This is a genomic window from Flavihumibacter petaseus NBRC 106054 (genome assembly GCF_000974785.1).
In the GTDB taxonomy this organism is placed as follows: domain Bacteria; phylum Bacteroidota; class Bacteroidia; order Chitinophagales; family Chitinophagaceae; genus Flavihumibacter; species Flavihumibacter petaseus.
The window spans coordinates 1471422-1486193 of record NZ_BBWV01000001.1; the positions used below are offsets into that span (position 1 = coordinate 1471422).

The 14772-nt window shown below is 49.4% G+C and carries 14 protein-coding genes; all 14 read right to left on the reverse strand.

Annotated elements, in window-relative coordinates:
* Positions 1–4: 4 nt before the first annotated feature.
* The 14 genes from FPE01S_RS06115 to FPE01S_RS06180 all read right to left on the reverse strand — a co-directional run bounded on the left by FPE01S_RS06115 (position 5) and on the right by FPE01S_RS06180 (position 14727).
* A complete protein-coding gene (locus FPE01S_RS06115; protein ID WP_046367920.1) occupies positions 5–472 on the reverse strand; it encodes a hypothetical protein in 468 nt (155 codons plus the stop codon).
* Between the two features lie 9 nt (positions 473–481).
* Positions 482–1030, reverse strand: a complete 549-nt coding sequence (locus tag FPE01S_RS06120; RefSeq protein ID WP_046367921.1) for a DUF420 domain-containing protein — start codon at positions 1028–1030, stop codon at positions 482–484.
* A 6-nt stretch (positions 1031–1036) separates the two neighbouring features.
* Positions 1037–1756: an SCO family protein gene (locus FPE01S_RS06125; protein WP_046367922.1), complete on the reverse strand. Its 720-nt coding sequence runs from the start codon at positions 1754–1756 to the stop codon at positions 1037–1039.
* 59 nt (positions 1757–1815) lie between these two features.
* Positions 1816–2265, reverse strand: coding sequence for a cytochrome C oxidase subunit IV family protein (locus FPE01S_RS06130; protein ID WP_046367923.1), 450 nt, complete (start codon positions 2263–2265; stop codon positions 1816–1818).
* 12 nt (positions 2266–2277) lie between these two features.
* Positions 2278–2949, reverse strand: a complete 672-nt coding sequence (locus FPE01S_RS06135; protein ID WP_046367924.1) for a cytochrome c oxidase subunit 3 — start codon at positions 2947–2949, stop codon at positions 2278–2280.
* A gap of 51 nt (positions 2950–3000) precedes the next feature.
* Complete coding sequence (locus FPE01S_RS06140) at positions 3001–3573, reverse strand: cytochrome c oxidase subunit 3 (protein ID WP_046368707.1); 573 nt, start codon at positions 3571–3573, stop codon at positions 3001–3003.
* 11 nt (positions 3574–3584) lie between these two features.
* Positions 3585–4484: a heme o synthase gene (gene cyoE / locus FPE01S_RS06145; protein WP_046367925.1), complete on the reverse strand. Its 900-nt coding sequence runs from the start codon at positions 4482–4484 to the stop codon at positions 3585–3587.
* A gap of 30 nt (positions 4485–4514) precedes the next feature.
* Entirely contained in the window at positions 4515–6338 is a 1824-nt protein-coding gene (locus FPE01S_RS06150) for a cytochrome c oxidase subunit I (RefSeq protein ID WP_046367926.1), read from the reverse strand.
* 41 nt (positions 6339–6379) lie between these two features.
* The gene (locus FPE01S_RS06155) at positions 6380–7426 is read right to left on the reverse strand and encodes a cytochrome c oxidase subunit II (RefSeq protein WP_046367927.1); all 1047 of its coding nucleotides are present in this window, start codon (positions 7424–7426) and stop codon (positions 6380–6382) included.
* Positions 7427–7496: 70 nt separating this feature from the next.
* Positions 7497–8714, reverse strand: a complete 1218-nt coding sequence (locus FPE01S_RS06160; protein ID WP_046367928.1) for a hypothetical protein — start codon at positions 8712–8714, stop codon at positions 7497–7499.
* A 38-nt stretch (positions 8715–8752) separates the two neighbouring features.
* Positions 8753–9424 carry a c-type cytochrome gene (locus tag FPE01S_RS06165; RefSeq protein WP_046367929.1) on the reverse strand — a complete coding sequence of 224 codons (672 nt, stop codon included), beginning with the start codon at positions 9422–9424 and terminating at the stop codon, positions 8753–8755.
* Positions 9425–9445: 21 nt separating this feature from the next.
* Positions 9446–10021, reverse strand: coding sequence for a DUF3341 domain-containing protein (locus FPE01S_RS06170; RefSeq protein ID WP_046367930.1), 576 nt, complete (start codon positions 10019–10021; stop codon positions 9446–9448).
* A 23-nt stretch (positions 10022–10044) separates the two neighbouring features.
* Entirely contained in the window at positions 10045–11487 is a 1443-nt protein-coding gene (nrfD, locus tag FPE01S_RS06175) for an NrfD/PsrC family molybdoenzyme membrane anchor subunit (RefSeq protein ID WP_046367931.1), read from the reverse strand.
* 81 nt (positions 11488–11568) lie between these two features.
* The gene (locus tag FPE01S_RS06180) at positions 11569–14727 is read right to left on the reverse strand and encodes a TAT-variant-translocated molybdopterin oxidoreductase (RefSeq protein WP_046367932.1); all 3159 of its coding nucleotides are present in this window, start codon (positions 14725–14727) and stop codon (positions 11569–11571) included.
* Positions 14728–14772: the final 45 nt, after the last annotated feature.

The window sequence follows — 14772 nt, forward strand, 5'->3', positions numbered from 1 at the left end:
GTGATCAGATCCCTGCCACGTCTGTTTCCCGGAGACGCAGTTGCAGTAAAACTTTCTGCTTAAAAGGATTTAATCCGCCGTATATGGCAAGGAGGGCAATAGCCAGAACGGGAAATGCCCAGTTGCCGACCAGCAGATAAGAGGCGCCGCAAAAGAAACCGGCGCTTGTCAGTAAGATCCATTGGATCATCCCCGCCTGATAATATTTTTCGAGCTTGTCCCTCACCGGGATGTCGGTAGTCCTAAGCCCTTCCACCTTTCGCCTGAATAACAGCAATCCCACCATTACCGCGATAAAGGAATATAGTACTGCAATCACCTGGAGGAGCCGGTCCAGTGCCACGTCATTGCTGGTACGCACCCATCCGAACCCGACCACCAGGAGTGCAATCACCCAGAAAATGATCTTGGCATACAACAATCTCCGGTAACTGAGAGACATCTGGCGGAATGGCGAAAGCGTCTGGTTCATGGGAATTATTTAGCCGGCGCTATAATACGGACTAATCATCAGATAAACCACCACCCCGGTCACCGCAACGTAAAACCAGATGGGCCAGGTTATCCTCGCCAGTTTGCGATGCTGAGGCCATTCGGCGATCAATGCGCGGTAGGCGGTGTACAGGATAAAGGGCAGAATGATGGCAGCCAGGAAGATATGGGTTGCCAGGATGAAAAAGTAAACCGGCCGGATCAGGCCAGTCCCCTGGAATTTGGTATCCCCGGCGAAAAGGTGGTGACAGATATAAGATACCAGGAAAAGCGCACTGAGCACCATGGCTGTCAGCATGATTTTCTTGTGTACCTGGAAATTGCCCTTTTTGACAGCAACCAGACCGGCCAGCAACAGGACAGCCACAACAGAATTGATCACGGCGTTGATCCGCGCAAAGAGGTGTACATCAAACCCGAGGTCAACGTTCACCTGGACCTGGGAGAGCAGCACCACAGCTGCGAAAACAACAAAAGATACTACACCAATCAGCCACTTCGCCTGCCTGTCATTTTTCTGCAACATTGCATTCAGCATACCCTATTATTTTCTGAAAAGTTTTCGTTTTTTCTTTTTGTCTTTCTCGAGCACGAGCTTCACGATATCCCCTGCAAGGTCGCGCATGGCGAGACTATCAAGGCCATTGTAATATCCCCGCACAACGCGATCCTTGTCCAGCAACACCACTTTCTCGGTATGGATAAAATTGGAATCAACACCATTTCCATCTACCACCGCCAGTTTCATTTCATTGATCGCGAAATCATAGATCTCTTTCTTATTCCCGGTAAGCATCCACCAGACATCATGGTTGACGCCCCACTTATCGGCATATTTTTTCAGCTGAACGGACGAGTCGCGTTCCGGATCCACTGAAAAGGATAGTAACTGCACAAAGGTCGTGTCTGCGAGACGTGTATCGTCTTTCAGCTTCAACGCATCCTGCAATTTCTTCATGTTATGGGTGAGAATGGGACAGATGGAAGGGCAATGGGTGAAAAAGAAATCTGCAACAATGACTTTACCTGGCACATCCGCCATGGAAACAGTATCACCCAACTGGTTCACCAATTTGAAGTCCTTCGCCTTGTGCCAAACGGTGTCCGCATATTCTTTGCCGTTTTCAACCCGGGTTACCACGGTATCTGCATAGTACCGGCGTGGCATATGAACGGCATCGCCGCTGAAATACTTTACCACCACATAACAAATGAGGGGCAGCATCAATGCCAGGCTCAACCCCAATAATGCACGCTTATTCAATTCCCACTGTCTTTTTACATCAAAAAAAAACCATCCGGCAGGCGGATGGTTTAATCAATTTATTCGATCGCCCCTTCTTTCTTCGCTCCGTGTTCCTCGCCGTGGACAGGTTTGTCAACCTTGGTCTTGCTTTCTTCCACGTGGTGGGGGTCGTATTTGTTGCGGAGATTTTTGTAAGAGTTACCATCTGCCAGAAAGGCAATGATGAACCATACAAACAGTAACAACGGCACTACGATCGTCATGATCATGTTGCGCAGCTCATGTTTGAGGTGCATGAAATAGCCTACGATATAAAAGGCCTTTGCCAGCATGAAGATGCAGATCAGTCCTTTAATGAAGTGACGCATCAGTTCCTGGTGAATGCTCATGAGCCAGAAGCCCAGCGCCAGTTCCACCAGGGTGATCACTGTCAGAATTACCGTAACGCGGATGACCTCTTTACGGCTGGCTTCCCGATCATAGTCGTGGTGATGGGTGATTTCTTGAAAATTATCCGTGTGTTGCATATATAATCGGGATTAGATGAGATAGAAACAGGTGAATACAAATACCCAAACGAGGTCTACAAAGTGCCAGTAAAGGCCGGCTTTTTCGATCATCAGGTAGTGACCACGGCGCTCAAATACGTCATTGATCGTCATGATCAGCATAATGATATTGATGATCACCCCGCTGAATACGTGGAAACCGTGGAAACCTGTGATGGTAAAGAAGAAGTTGGTAAAGTTGGTAGACGCCTTAGTGCCATCCATGTTCAGGAAGGGATTGCTTCCCCACCAGGCACCTTCGTGATGCAGGTGCGTCCATTCCCAGGCCTGGCAGCTCAGGAAAGCGAGGCCACCAATGATCGTCCAGATCAGGTATTTGATAACGCTCTTCTTATCCATTGCGTGACCAGCCTGAACAGCCAGTACCATGGTTACGGAACTGATGATGAGGATGAAAGTCATCAGGCTCACAAAAGCAAGCGGGTATCCGGAACCGAGACCAGGGAAGGATTGAAACACTTCGTTGGGGTCAGGCCAGTTATTGCTTGAGAAACGGATGGTACCGTAAGAAATCAGGAATGCACCGAAGGTGAAGGCATCACTCATCAGGAAATACCACATCATCAGCTTACCATACTCCACATTGAAGGGGCTTTTACCACCACTCCACCATTTTTGTTCTGCAGGTACCGCTTGTGCCATGTTCAGTTTTTAATTAATTCGCAAATTTAATTGGATATAGGGAAAATAGGATTAGGTCAACATCATAAAAAATACCAGCAGATACAGCCAGAGTATGTCTACAAAATGCCAGTAGGTACTCATCACCTCCACCGGAACCGGGTTATAGTTTCTTCTTTTGGTACTGAATGCCCTGAACGACATGATGATCAGTGCAATGATACCCGCCAGAACGTGCAGGGCGTGCAAACCGGCAATGATATACAGGAACTGTCCCGCACCCGCACCGGCAAACGTGGTTCCGCTTGCCCAGATTGCCTTAAAGCCGAACCATTGCATCATAATGAACAATGCGCCGAGCAGCCCCGTGATCAGGATGAGTCGGCGGTATTGCGGCCTTTCCCGTTGTTTGAAACTGCGGAGCGCCATCTGCATGGTCACACTGCTGGCCAGGATAACCAGGGTGGAATACCAGAAGATCCTGGGAATTTCGTTCAGGCTAACCCAGCTGGGCTGGCTGCGTTTCACGATATATGCGCTCGTCAGGCCTGCAAACATCATCACAATACTTCCTATACCCACCCAAAGGGTGAATTTAGCAGGATGTATCCTTTTTCTCTGTTCCATAACGATTTGTGTCTCCATACGCACTTTTTTCAGATCTTATCCGCCAGCAGGGCGAAATATACAATCAGCAAATAAAAATAGCTTCCAAACATCACTCTTCTCGCTGCTTTGACCTCCATCTGCCTGTACAATCCAACGCTCAGCAATATCATCACAAGGTTTGCCGCCAGGATGATCAGCAGGCTCAGCCAACCCGTAATACCGCACCAGTATGGCAATACCCCGGCTGGTATCAGCAGCACGGAATAAATGATCGCCTGTACGGCACTGTATTTCGTGGGTCCTCTCTCGGAAGGCAGCATCCGGAAACCAGCGGTTTCGTAGTCACGGTGTGCGATCCAGGCAATTGCCCAGAAATGGGGAAACTGCCAGAAAAACTGGATTGCAAACAATGCCCATCCACCGAGATCCCTGATACCATGTTCACCCATGAAAATGGTATCATTTCCCGCGGCAAATCCGATCAGGCAGGGGAGTGCGCCGGGAAAGGCGCCCACCAGTACAGAGATCGAATTCACCTTTTTCAGTGGCGTGTAAATAAACGCATACAGGAAAAGACTGAAAGCAGACAATGCTGCAGCGAGTCCGTTAAAGTATACGCCCATCAGTATAACACCTGCCAGTCCGGTTACCGCTGCAAAGATCCAGCCTTCCATCACCGACATCCTGCCGGATGCCACCGGTCGGTTAGCTGTCCTTTTCATCAGCGCATCGGTATCTTTCTCCACCACCTGGTTGATGGCATTGGCGCTTCCCGTAATCAGGAAGCCGGCCAGGAAAAAGAGTATGATGCTCCAGGCGTCATAAGCCACTATCCTTGGTGCCAGCAGGTAACTCACCACTGCCGAGAACACCACCATGATTGTCAAAGAGAACTTCACCAGCAGCATAAAATCGCGCACACGTGAAGGCTTTCCAGGCTGCTGCATGAAAAATATCTGTTTTAACAGCACATGCTGTTAGTGTTTACTTTCAGTGGCACTTACCGGTTCAGTCTGCGGGATAAAGTCCCGTCCGTCTTTACCATAATCATATGCCCAGCGGTGAACTTCCGGAATCTCACCTTCCCAGTTTCCGTGACCCGGATTGATCGGTGTTGTCCATTCCAGTGTATTGGAACCCCACGGGTTTGGTGTTTTCACCCTTCTGCCCTTGAAAATGGAATAGAAGAAGTTGAACACAAACAGCAACTGCACAGCAAATACAATAATGCTGACGATTGAAATGAAGCGGTTGAGTCCGTCAAACTGGTTGAAGGAAACCCAGCCACTCACGTCGAGGTAACGGCGCGGCATACCAGCCAGACCTTCGTAGTGCATTGGCCAGAAGATCAGGTAAGCGCCTACCAGTGTGATCCAGAAATGGATATATGCCAGTGTATTATTGAGATAGCGGCCAAACATTTTCGGGAACCAGTGGTATACACCGGCGAACATGCCGAAGAAGGAGGCCACACCCATTACAATATGGAAGTGGGCGATTACGAACATGGTATCATGCAGGTGGATATCCAGGGTGGAGTTACCCAGGAAGATACCAGTAAGACCACCGGAAATGAACATGCTGATAAACCCAAGGGCGAACAGCATACCCGGTGTAAAGCGGATATTACCCCGCCAGATCGTTGTCAGCCAGTTGAACACCTTGATCGCCGAAGGCACCGCAATGAGGAGTGTCAGCAATACGAAGAAGGATCCAAGGAACGGGTTCAGGCCCGTTACAAACATATGGTGTGCCCAAACCAGGAAGGCCAGCACGCAGATCGCAAACAGGGAAGCGATCATCGCCATATAACCAAAGATGGGCTTACGGGAATTGGTGGAAAGGATCTCTGATGCCATACCCATGGCCGGCAACAGGATGATATATACTTCCGGGTGACCCAGGAACCAGAAAAGGTGCTGGTAAAGGATCGCACTACCGCCTTCGTTGGGCAACGGTTTCTGTGTGCTCGCCAGGAAGATGTCACTCAGGTAGAAGCTTGTACCGGCGTGGCGGTCAAACAACAGGAGGATGAAACCAGAGAACAGTACAGGGAAAGACAATACACCCAGCACCGCTGTAAAGAACAGTGCCCAGATCGTCAGGGGAAGACGGGTCATCGTCATACCTTTTGTACGCATGTTGAGGATCGTGGCGATATAGTTCAGACCACCGAGCAGGGAAGACACCACGAACAGTGCCATACTCACCAGCCAGAGATCCATACCTGCCTTGGAGCCCTCCGAAGCATCCCCCAGCGCACTCAGTGGCGGATAGGACGTCCAACCACCGCTTGCCGGACCTGTCTGTACGAAAAGAGAGCTGATCATTACGATGCTGGCCAGGAAGAAGAACCAATAACTCAGCATGTTCATGAACGGAGATGCCATATCGCGGGCACCGATTTGCAGGGGAATAAGCAGGTTCGCAAAGGTTCCGCTCAAACCGGCAGTCAGTACGAAGAACACGAGTACGGTACCATGCATGGTTACCAGCGCATAGTAGAATTCCGGCTGGATCTTACCGCCGGCAGCCCATTTGCTTCCCAGAAGGTCTTCCAGGATGGGGAAAGACTGATCGGGAAATCCCAATTGCAGACGGAACAGTACAGAGAAGAGACCTCCGATGATAGCCCAGACGATACCGGTGATCAGGAATTGCTTCCCGATCATCTTGTGATCCTGGCTGAAGATATACTTCGTTATAAAAGTATCCTGGTGATGGTGCCCATGATGGTCGTCATGGTGTACCTCGTGTGTGGTAACCTCTGAATGTCCGTGCACTGTTGCTTCGTTACTCATTTGAATTCAGTTTATGAATCGGTACGATCTTTTTAGTTTCCTTAATGTTGGGTAGCGGCTGCGGTTGATTTTACTGAGTCCACAGCTGCAGGACCAGGGGCCGGTGCTGCTTCAGGGTTTGCCTGAACATATGCCGGTTTCTGCTTGGCCATCCACAGGGCAAATTCAGCAGGTGTTACCACCTTGATGATTCCCTTCATGGAGTAGTGACCTTTTCCGCACATCTGGTCACAGGAGATCTCATACTCAAAATCCGGGCGGCCAGTCTTCTCTTTCATTTCCTGGGTCGTGAACTTCGGCGTAAACCAGATGGTGGTTGGTGTACCCGGAACAGCATCCATCTTCATCCTGAAATGCACCATTCCAACGTCGTGAACCACGTCGCGGCTGTTGATGATCAGTTTTACGGGCTTGTTCACCACCATGTACATCGCATCACTCGTCACGATATCGTCCTGCGCCGATTTATCATCCCAGATAAGTCCCAACTGGTTGCCTTTACCCTCATTGATATTCTGATAATATTTCTTTCCGAAAACCTTGTCTTTACCTGCATAACGGTAAATCCATCCGAACTGCTTGCCGGTGATCTCCACCACATTCGCATCTGCAGGTGCATCTCCGGTGATCTTGAACCAGTAAACGAGGCCAAAACCAACGAGTACGGTGAGCGCAATTGCCGGAACAACGGTCCAGATCACTTCCAATTTGTTGTTGTGCGGGAAATAGAATGCTGTTCTTTTTTCAGAATGCTGGTATTTGTAAGCGAACCAGAAAAGGAGGACCTGTGTGATCACAAACACAATTCCGGTCAGTGCCAGGGTGATGTAGAGCATCGTATCGATCTTCTCACCATGATCTGAAGCCGCTTCACCGAGAATCTTTCCCTTGAACATTTCATTGCACCAGTAAACTCCGATCAGACCCAACACCATAAAGGCAAGCAGGAGAAAGCCGTTTATCTTGTTGTTCTGTTCAAAAGTCTTCTTTTCGCCCTTCAGCACGGCCACATATTCGCTGGCTTTTGCGATCTGAAAGACCACAATAAAACCCAACAGAAGGATCGCAATGATTAATAAAGTTGACATGTTATTCGCCGAGTTTATACAAAGTTTTTAATGAATGCCTTTCCCCAAAGCTTTTGTTTAAGTAATGGGATCAGGTATGGTGAATGATGCTCTCCTTGAAGAAGGGGTGATTTTTCGCGATCAGGGAACGCTTGGTCAACGCGTTACCGGTACTCCACATGATCAGGCCGACAAAACCAGCCGCCACACCAAAATCAAAGAAATTCAATTCAACATGCTCTTTGGAAAGCGTAGCAATCACCATCTGATAAAAATCCAGCCAGTGACCGCAGATGATCAGTGCAGCCATAAACACCAGCAGGGTATAGTTACGTTTGCTGCTTCTGCGCATCAGGATCAGCAACGGTGCGATAAAGTTCACGATCAGGTTCAGGAAGAAAATACCCCGGTAAGGACCCTGTACACGGTGTTTGAAATAAACCGTCTCTTCGGGTATGTTGGCGTACCAGATCAGCATGTACTGGCTGAACCACAGGTATGTCCAGAATACAGAAAATGCAAACATGAATTTTCCGAGGTCATGCAGGTGCTCGTGATTAACCAGTTCCAGGTAGCCCTGGTTCTTAAGGTAGATCACAAACAGCGTGATCAGTGACATTCCTGCTACAAAAGTGGAAGCAAAGGTATACCAGGAATACATGGTGCTGTACCAGTGTGCATCCAGGCTCATCAGCCACAGCCAGGGGACAGTAGACATTACTGTCAGGCCGAACCATACGAGGAACAAAGATGCCCAGATAGTATTCTTGAAGATGTATGCCTTCCCTTCTTCAACGCTGAGCGCTTCACGGTTGTCAATCTCTTTGGAGATCGCACGCATTTTTGCACCCAGGAAGATCCAGCCACCGATGGAAAGGATAGTCCAGATGATGAAGAAGTTGGCGTTGAGAAAGCCGGACTTACCCAACAGGATCTTGTCATTGCCGGGAGTAAGCCAGTGGTAGATATGATGTTTGTGGCCAAGAACGAGTGTCAGCAAAATCACACCTGAAATAATTCCCAGAGGCACGACAGCTGTGGAGATTGCTTCTGTTACACGGCGGAAAGCCATCTGGAAGCCACCCATTGCCATCGTGGTGGCGCAGATGAAAAACATCGAGGCGTTCACTACCAGCATGAAGAATACACTGTTGTACAGCAGCGTTCCCCAAAAGCGTGAATTCTGATGTTCATCGCCGGTTCCGTACATAAAATATCCAACCAGCACAGAAACGATGCCGATCGCCATCAGAATCATCGACCACATCTTGTATTTCGCCGGTATCTCAAACTGTTCTCTGAAAGACATTCTCAATAATTTTTTCGTTGGTCAAATGGTATACGCCGTTATTTTTTAGCTGCACTGGAATCCGGTGCTGCCGTATTTGCTGTTGCTGTTTTGGCAGCTGCTGCGGTGCTGTCTGTTGCAGTTGCCGGAGCATTGCCACCACCCTGTTTGATCTTGATATAATCTGCGATCATCCAGCGCTGTTTGGTAGAAAGTTGTGACGCATAAGAACCCATCAGGTTCTTGCCATAAGTTTCCACATGGAAAATCGTTCCGGCAGGAAGCGCCTTAATTGCCGCATCTCCCGCCAGGTTTGCCGGTTTCGCGGGGTATGGGCCATTGCCATCTTTGTAGAGGGGGCCATTTCCATCAAGCTTGGCACCGTGGCAGATACCGCAATTAATCAGGTAAAGACGCTCTGCTTCCACCAGCTGCGTGGAATCCAGCGGAGGCAACGGATTCTTCAGGTTCGCCGACAACGCATGCTGGCCGGTGGTATCCTTCAGCATTTTATAAATAACTTCTTCACTCCTGCTAACAGTACCTTCCACAGGAACTGCAGTATAGTTAATCCCCTCGGCCTGAAGGGCACGATGGTCGCTATAAGTCTCAATTGCCCTGCTGTCAGCCATATCCGGCATGTATGCCCGGCTCGGGTGTCTTTTTACATCACTGCAGGAAGTCAATGCCACTGCTGTGAGTCCGGATGCTATGATGAGAATCTTCTTCATGCTGCTTTTCTGTTTTCTTTATTACCCGTTCGCGAATAGCTTTTCTTCTTTGTCATATCGGCCCAGCCACCAATCGGCTTCCGCAACCTGAACATTGATTTCCTTCGCTCCGGCAGCGGCCAGGAACGCTTTCGTTTCTTCTTCGTTTGTTTTACCGGTTACTTCCAGCACCATTACAAACAGATCATCCGTAGCGCGGGCATGAAAGTGGTGCTTCTTAACAAACGGAGCCAGCTGGCAGAGATAACAAAAAGTCAATACCATTCCCACCGCAGAAAACAAAACGGTCAATTCGAATGTAATGGGAATAAATGCAGGCAAAGGGAAATGTGGCTTACCACCAATATTCAGGGGCCAGTCTTTATTAAAGACCCAACTCATAAAAGTCAATGCTGTGGTGGTTCCGGTAATCCCGTAAATAAAACCGGCAGTATGCAGGCTGGTATCACGCAGGCCCATCGCTGTATCAAGGCCGTGGATCGGAAACGGCGTATATACGTCGTGGATCTTATATCCGGCCTTCCTTACTTTTTTAACGGCAGGGAACAATACTTTCTCGTCGTCAAAAGAGCCTACTATGAATTTCTTTATCGCCATATTATTCAAATTCAAAAGTCAAATTAATGATGCGCGTACTCATTCGCGAATGCCTCAACAGATTCTGATTCCTCTTTTTCCATGTTGTCTTTGAAGCTTTCCCCGTTCTTTTTCAGGATATGCTTGATCTCAGCGATCGCAATAACCGGGAAGAATTTGGAGAAGAGGAAGTAACAGGTAAAGAAGAGTCCGAATGTTCCCATATAGAACCCTACTTCCCATATAGTCGGAGCATAGTAAGTACTCCAGCTGCTGGGGATATAGTCACGGTAAATGGAAGTAACGATAATCACAAAGCGTTCGAACCACATGCCCACGTTTACAATGATACTCATGAAGAAAGTGAACAGCAGGTTACGGCGCAATTTGCGGAACCAGAAGAACTGCGGCGCGATAACGTTACAGCTCATCATCAGCCAGTAAGACCAGCCATACGGCGTGCTCAGGTCCCAGCGGTTCTTGAACGCTGCAGCCTCATAAGGGTTTTGTCCGTACCAGGAAATGAACAGCTCTGTGATATAGGCAATACCCACAATCGATCCCGTCAGTACGATTACCTTATTCATCACTTCGATGTGTTCCATCGTGATATAATCTTCCAGTGCAAGCACCTTACGGGTAATGATCAGCAGTGTCTGTACCATCGCAAAGCCGGAGAAGATCGCACCTGCCACGAAATAGGGCGGGAAGATCGTTGTATGCCAGCCGGGGATAACAGAGGTGGCGAAGTCAAACGATACGATAGTGTGTACAGAAAGTACCAGTGGTGTACTCAAACCAGCCAGTACGAGCGACAGTGCTTCATGACGCTGCCAGTGCTTGGTAGAACCAGTCCATCCAAAAGCCAGTACGCCATACATATGCTTCCGCCATTTTTCTTTTGCACGGTCACGGATGGTCGCCAGATCAGGCAACAGGCCGCAATACCAGAAAAGGAGAGAAACGGTGAAATAGGTTGAGATCGCAAATACGTCCCACAGCAGCGGAGAGTTGAAGTTTACCCAGAGCGGTCCGCGGGTGTTGGGATAAGGCAATACAAAGAAGGCCATCCAAACGCGACCCATGTGGAAGATCGGGAATTGTCCGGCACACATTACCGCAAAAATCGTCATCGCTTCTGCGGCACGGTTCACGCCTGTCCGCCATCCCTGGCGGAACAGCAAAAGGATCGCAGAAATCAGTGTACCCGCGTGACCAATACCTACCCACCACACGAAATTGGTGATGTCCCAACCCCATCCGATGGTCTTGTTCAGGTTCCATTCCCCGATACCATAGGTTACCTCACGATAAACAGAATACACCCCGAAACCCAGAAACAACAGGGAAATCGCAAAACCGATTTTCCAGAGTGTGCTGGCTTTTGATTCGATGGGACGAACGATATCCTCTGTAATCTGGTGATAGTCCTTGGTTCCTGTCACCAGTGGATTCCTAACCTGCGATTCGTATCTTAATGATGCCATATCGTTAAGCGTTTAGCTTCGGTTTTACCCTCCGCTGATTGGTTTTTTAAGTTCAACTCTTTCCTTCCTAATATATACAGATCAATGGTGTGCGCCATGTTCTGCACCTTCAGCTGCTGCGGGAGCTGCTTCTTCATGACCATGCGCTGCATTGAGCCGGTCTGTATTCCTCACTTTCGCGAGATAGTTCACGTTCGGCATAACGTGGATCTGCTCCAGGGAATAGAACAGGCGAAGCTCATTTTCCTTACGGGTTCTGGATACTTCGCTCTGGCTGTTGTTTACGTTTCCAAAAACGATCGCATCAGCCGCACAAGCCTGCTGACATGCTGTCTTCACATCACTGTCGGTAAGCGGACGGTTTGCTTTCTTCGCTTTCAGTTTGCCATCCTGGAGACGCTGAACACAGAAAGAACATTTTTCGATCACACCGCGGCTGCGGACAGTAACATCCGGGTTCAGCACCATGCGGGTCAGATCGTCGTTCATCATCAGCACCACATCATTCAGTTCATCCTGGTTGTGCTTGAAGCTGTCTGCTCCTGTATAGTCAGCCCAGTTGAAACGACGCACTTTATACGGACAGTTGTTCGCGCAATAACGTGTACCGATACAACGGTTATAAGTCATCTGGTTAAGACCTTCAGAACTGTGGTTGGTAGCGGCTACAGGACAAACGTTTTCACAGGGAGCGTTGTCGCAATGCTGGCAGAGCATTGGCTGGAACACAGTCTGGATGCTTTCGGGATCTTTGATATCACCGGTAAAGTAGCGGTCGATCCGCAGCCAATGCATGTCATGTGCACGCAGTACTTCGGGTTTACCGACCACGGCAACGTTGTTCTCGGCAGTACAGGCCACCACGCAGGCGCCGCAACCGTAACAACTGTTCATATCGATGCTCATCCCCCATTTGATACCGGGTTTATCAAACACCGGGTAAATGGTACCATCCTTTTCATAGTGTTCCAATCCGCCCCATGGCTCAAGCTCTTTCGCCCTTGCTTCAATGATCTGATGGGGGTTCTTTTTATAAGAGTTGAGGGTAATTTCTTTTATCACCTCATGACGGCCCTCGTAAGAGCTGTGCGTCTGGGTGGTCGCAATTTTATGGGGTGCACCCACGGCTGCTTCCGTTACCTGTCCCGCGGTCTGCAGGAGTACGGTAGTACCATTGAAAGTTGCGAGCGGGAAAGCGTTCTGGCCAACATTGGCTGCTGCTTTTCCAACTTCTGCTGCACGGCCATATCCTAATGCGATGGCAACAGTATTCTCTTCCATGCCCGGAATCAACAGGATGGGCAGGGTTATCGTTTGCGCGCCGGCTTTCAGGGTAACTGACGGCTTAACCGGGAATGCTTCGTAGGTGTCTGATTGCTTGGCGTCATCGAGATCAATACCAAAGAGTGCTTTACCCAGCGCCGGAGACATCATCACGTAGTTGTCCCACGTTTCCCTGGTGATCGGATCAGGCATTTCCTGCAGCCAGGGGTTGTTGGCGTGACGACCGTCACCCACCGAAACCTTCTGATAAAGGAGTACTTCCACGTCAGCAGATTTTCCGGAAACGCCAGTTTTCACAGCTGCCGGAACGGCTGCTGCAACTGCAGCTACTACCGGGGCGCTATTGAAGGCGGCGGTACCGGTTGTAGCAGTACCCGCTTCAATTACACCGTCCTGAAGTGCCTTGAGGAAAGTGTCGCTTCCACCAAGTCGTGCTGTCCAGAAATTCTTGTGATACTCTGCAAAGCTGCTGGTATTGCCGCTCCATTTCAGCAGGGATTCCTGCCATTGGCGGGTTTTAAACAGCGGCGCGATGGTAGGCTGTACCAGGCTGATGAAACCGCTTTTGGGTTCAGCATCGCCCCAGCTTTCCAGGAAATTATGTGTTGGCAGATGGTATTTACACAGCTGCGTAGTTTCGTCATTCTTTTCGGTGAGCGCGATGGTCACTTTGGTTTTCTTCAGACCATCAGTGAACTTCTTGGCATCATAGTAATTGTAGGCAGGGTTTGCGTCGATCACAATGACAGCACCGATTGATCCGGCGTTCAGCTCGTTCACAAAAGTGGCCATGTCGCTGTCGATACCAGCCCTCGTCAGGTTGGTTGTGCCCCAGGAAACTGTCGTTCCGTTGGCGCCCACAGCTTCATTGATCGCATTTACCAGGATCTGCACATTTACATCGTTGCTGCCGCTTACCACCAGTGCTGCACCTTTGTTGGCGGCCAGTTCTTTCGCAACAGTTTCAATGCCTTTCTTCAGCTTGTCGCTCTTAAGATTGGTTACCGCCTGGCCATTCACCGCTGCGAGCAGACCTGCCGCCACTGCTGCTGTTTCAGAAGGCTTATGGGTAAATCTTTCATCTGCATTCGCACCGGTCATGCTCAGCATACTTTCAAACTGAAAGTGTTTGCTCATGGAAGGGTTTGCAGGATCGATTTTTCTTCCTTTGGTGTATCCGCGCTGGAATTCAACAGGACTCAGCCATGTACCGAGGAAATCAGCACCAAGGCTTACAATCACTTTTGCATTTCCGAACTGGTAATCCGGGATTGCGCGTTTGCCATAAGTGGCTTCGTTTGCCTGCAACATGCCGCTGTAGGAAACACCATCATATTGTACATGACGGCTGCCTGGATATTTGGCGAGGAACTCGCTGATCACCTGGCGGCCCGAGGGAGAATTTATGGTGCTGGAGAGGATTACTACCGGAGCTCCGCCTAAACCGGAGAGGGCGCCGGCAACCATCTTGTCGAAAGCTTCGAAGGTGGTTACTTCTTTTTTGTCAGCGAACGGAAAACGAACGCGGGCAGTATCATATAATTCAAGAACGGAAGATTGAACCTGGGCGGTAGTGCCGCCTTTCGTCCAGCTTGCCAGTTCATTACCCTCCAGTTTGATGGGGCGGCCGTCGCGCACTTTTGCGATCACCGGTATGGCATCACCACCAGCGATATAGGTGGTGGCATAGTATTCGGCTACTCCCGGGATTACATCAGCCGGGCGGTTGATGAACGGAATGGCCTTCTTCACCGGAGTTTCACAACTTGCTGCGATGGCAGCTGCGGCTGTGCTGAATCCCACATATTTCAGGAAGTCCCTCCTGGGTGTTGTTGCACCCTGGACATCAAGACCTTCAAAAGGCAAATCTTCCTTAAACTCGTCCTGAACGTTCTTTTGATGTGCTGCTGAGTTGTTCAACTCACCGAAACTTTGCCAGTACTTTTTTTGCTCCATATACCAAACCCCGGAAGGGGCATTGATTTTTTGGTGATGAAATAG

Excerpts from the sequence above, each read along its gene's own strand:
- FPE01S_RS06115 (WP_046367920.1), bottom strand. The coding sequence starts at position 472 with ATGAACCAGACGCTTTCGCCATTCCGCCAGATGTCTCTCAGTTACCGG.
- FPE01S_RS06120 (WP_046367921.1), bottom strand. The coding sequence starts at position 1,030 with ATGCTGAATGCAATGTTGCAGAAAAATGACAGGCAGGCGAAGTGGCTG.
- FPE01S_RS06130 (WP_046367923.1), bottom strand. The coding sequence starts at position 2,265 with ATGCAACACACGGATAATTTTCAAGAAATCACCCATCACCACGACTAT.
- FPE01S_RS06135 (WP_046367924.1), bottom strand. The coding sequence starts at position 2,949 with ATGGCACAAGCGGTACCTGCAGAACAAAAATGGTGGAGTGGTGGTAAA.
- FPE01S_RS06140 (WP_046368707.1), bottom strand. The coding sequence starts at position 3,573 with ATGGAGACACAAATCGTTATGGAACAGAGAAAAAGGATACATCCTGCT.
- cyoE (WP_046367925.1), bottom strand. The coding sequence starts at position 4,484 with ATGCAGCAGCCTGGAAAGCCTTCACGTGTGCGCGATTTTATGCTGCTG.
- FPE01S_RS06150 (WP_046367926.1), bottom strand. The coding sequence starts at position 6,338 with ATGAGTAACGAAGCAACAGTGCACGGACATTCAGAGGTTACCACACAC.
- FPE01S_RS06155 (WP_046367927.1), bottom strand. The coding sequence starts at position 7,426 with ATGTCAACTTTATTAATCATTGCGATCCTTCTGTTGGGTTTTATTGTG.
- FPE01S_RS06160 (WP_046367928.1), bottom strand. The coding sequence starts at position 8,714 with ATGTCTTTCAGAGAACAGTTTGAGATACCGGCGAAATACAAGATGTGG.
- FPE01S_RS06165 (WP_046367929.1), bottom strand. The coding sequence starts at position 9,424 with ATGAAGAAGATTCTCATCATAGCATCCGGACTCACAGCAGTGGCATTG.
- FPE01S_RS06170 (WP_046367930.1), bottom strand. The coding sequence starts at position 10,021 with ATGGCGATAAAGAAATTCATAGTAGGCTCTTTTGACGACGAGAAAGTA.
- nrfD (WP_046367931.1), bottom strand. The coding sequence starts at position 11,487 with ATGGCATCATTAAGATACGAATCGCAGGTTAGGAATCCACTGGTGACA.
- FPE01S_RS06180 (WP_046367932.1), bottom strand. The coding sequence starts at position 14,727 with ATGGAGCAAAAAAAGTACTGGCAAAGTTTCGGTGAGTTGAACAACTCA.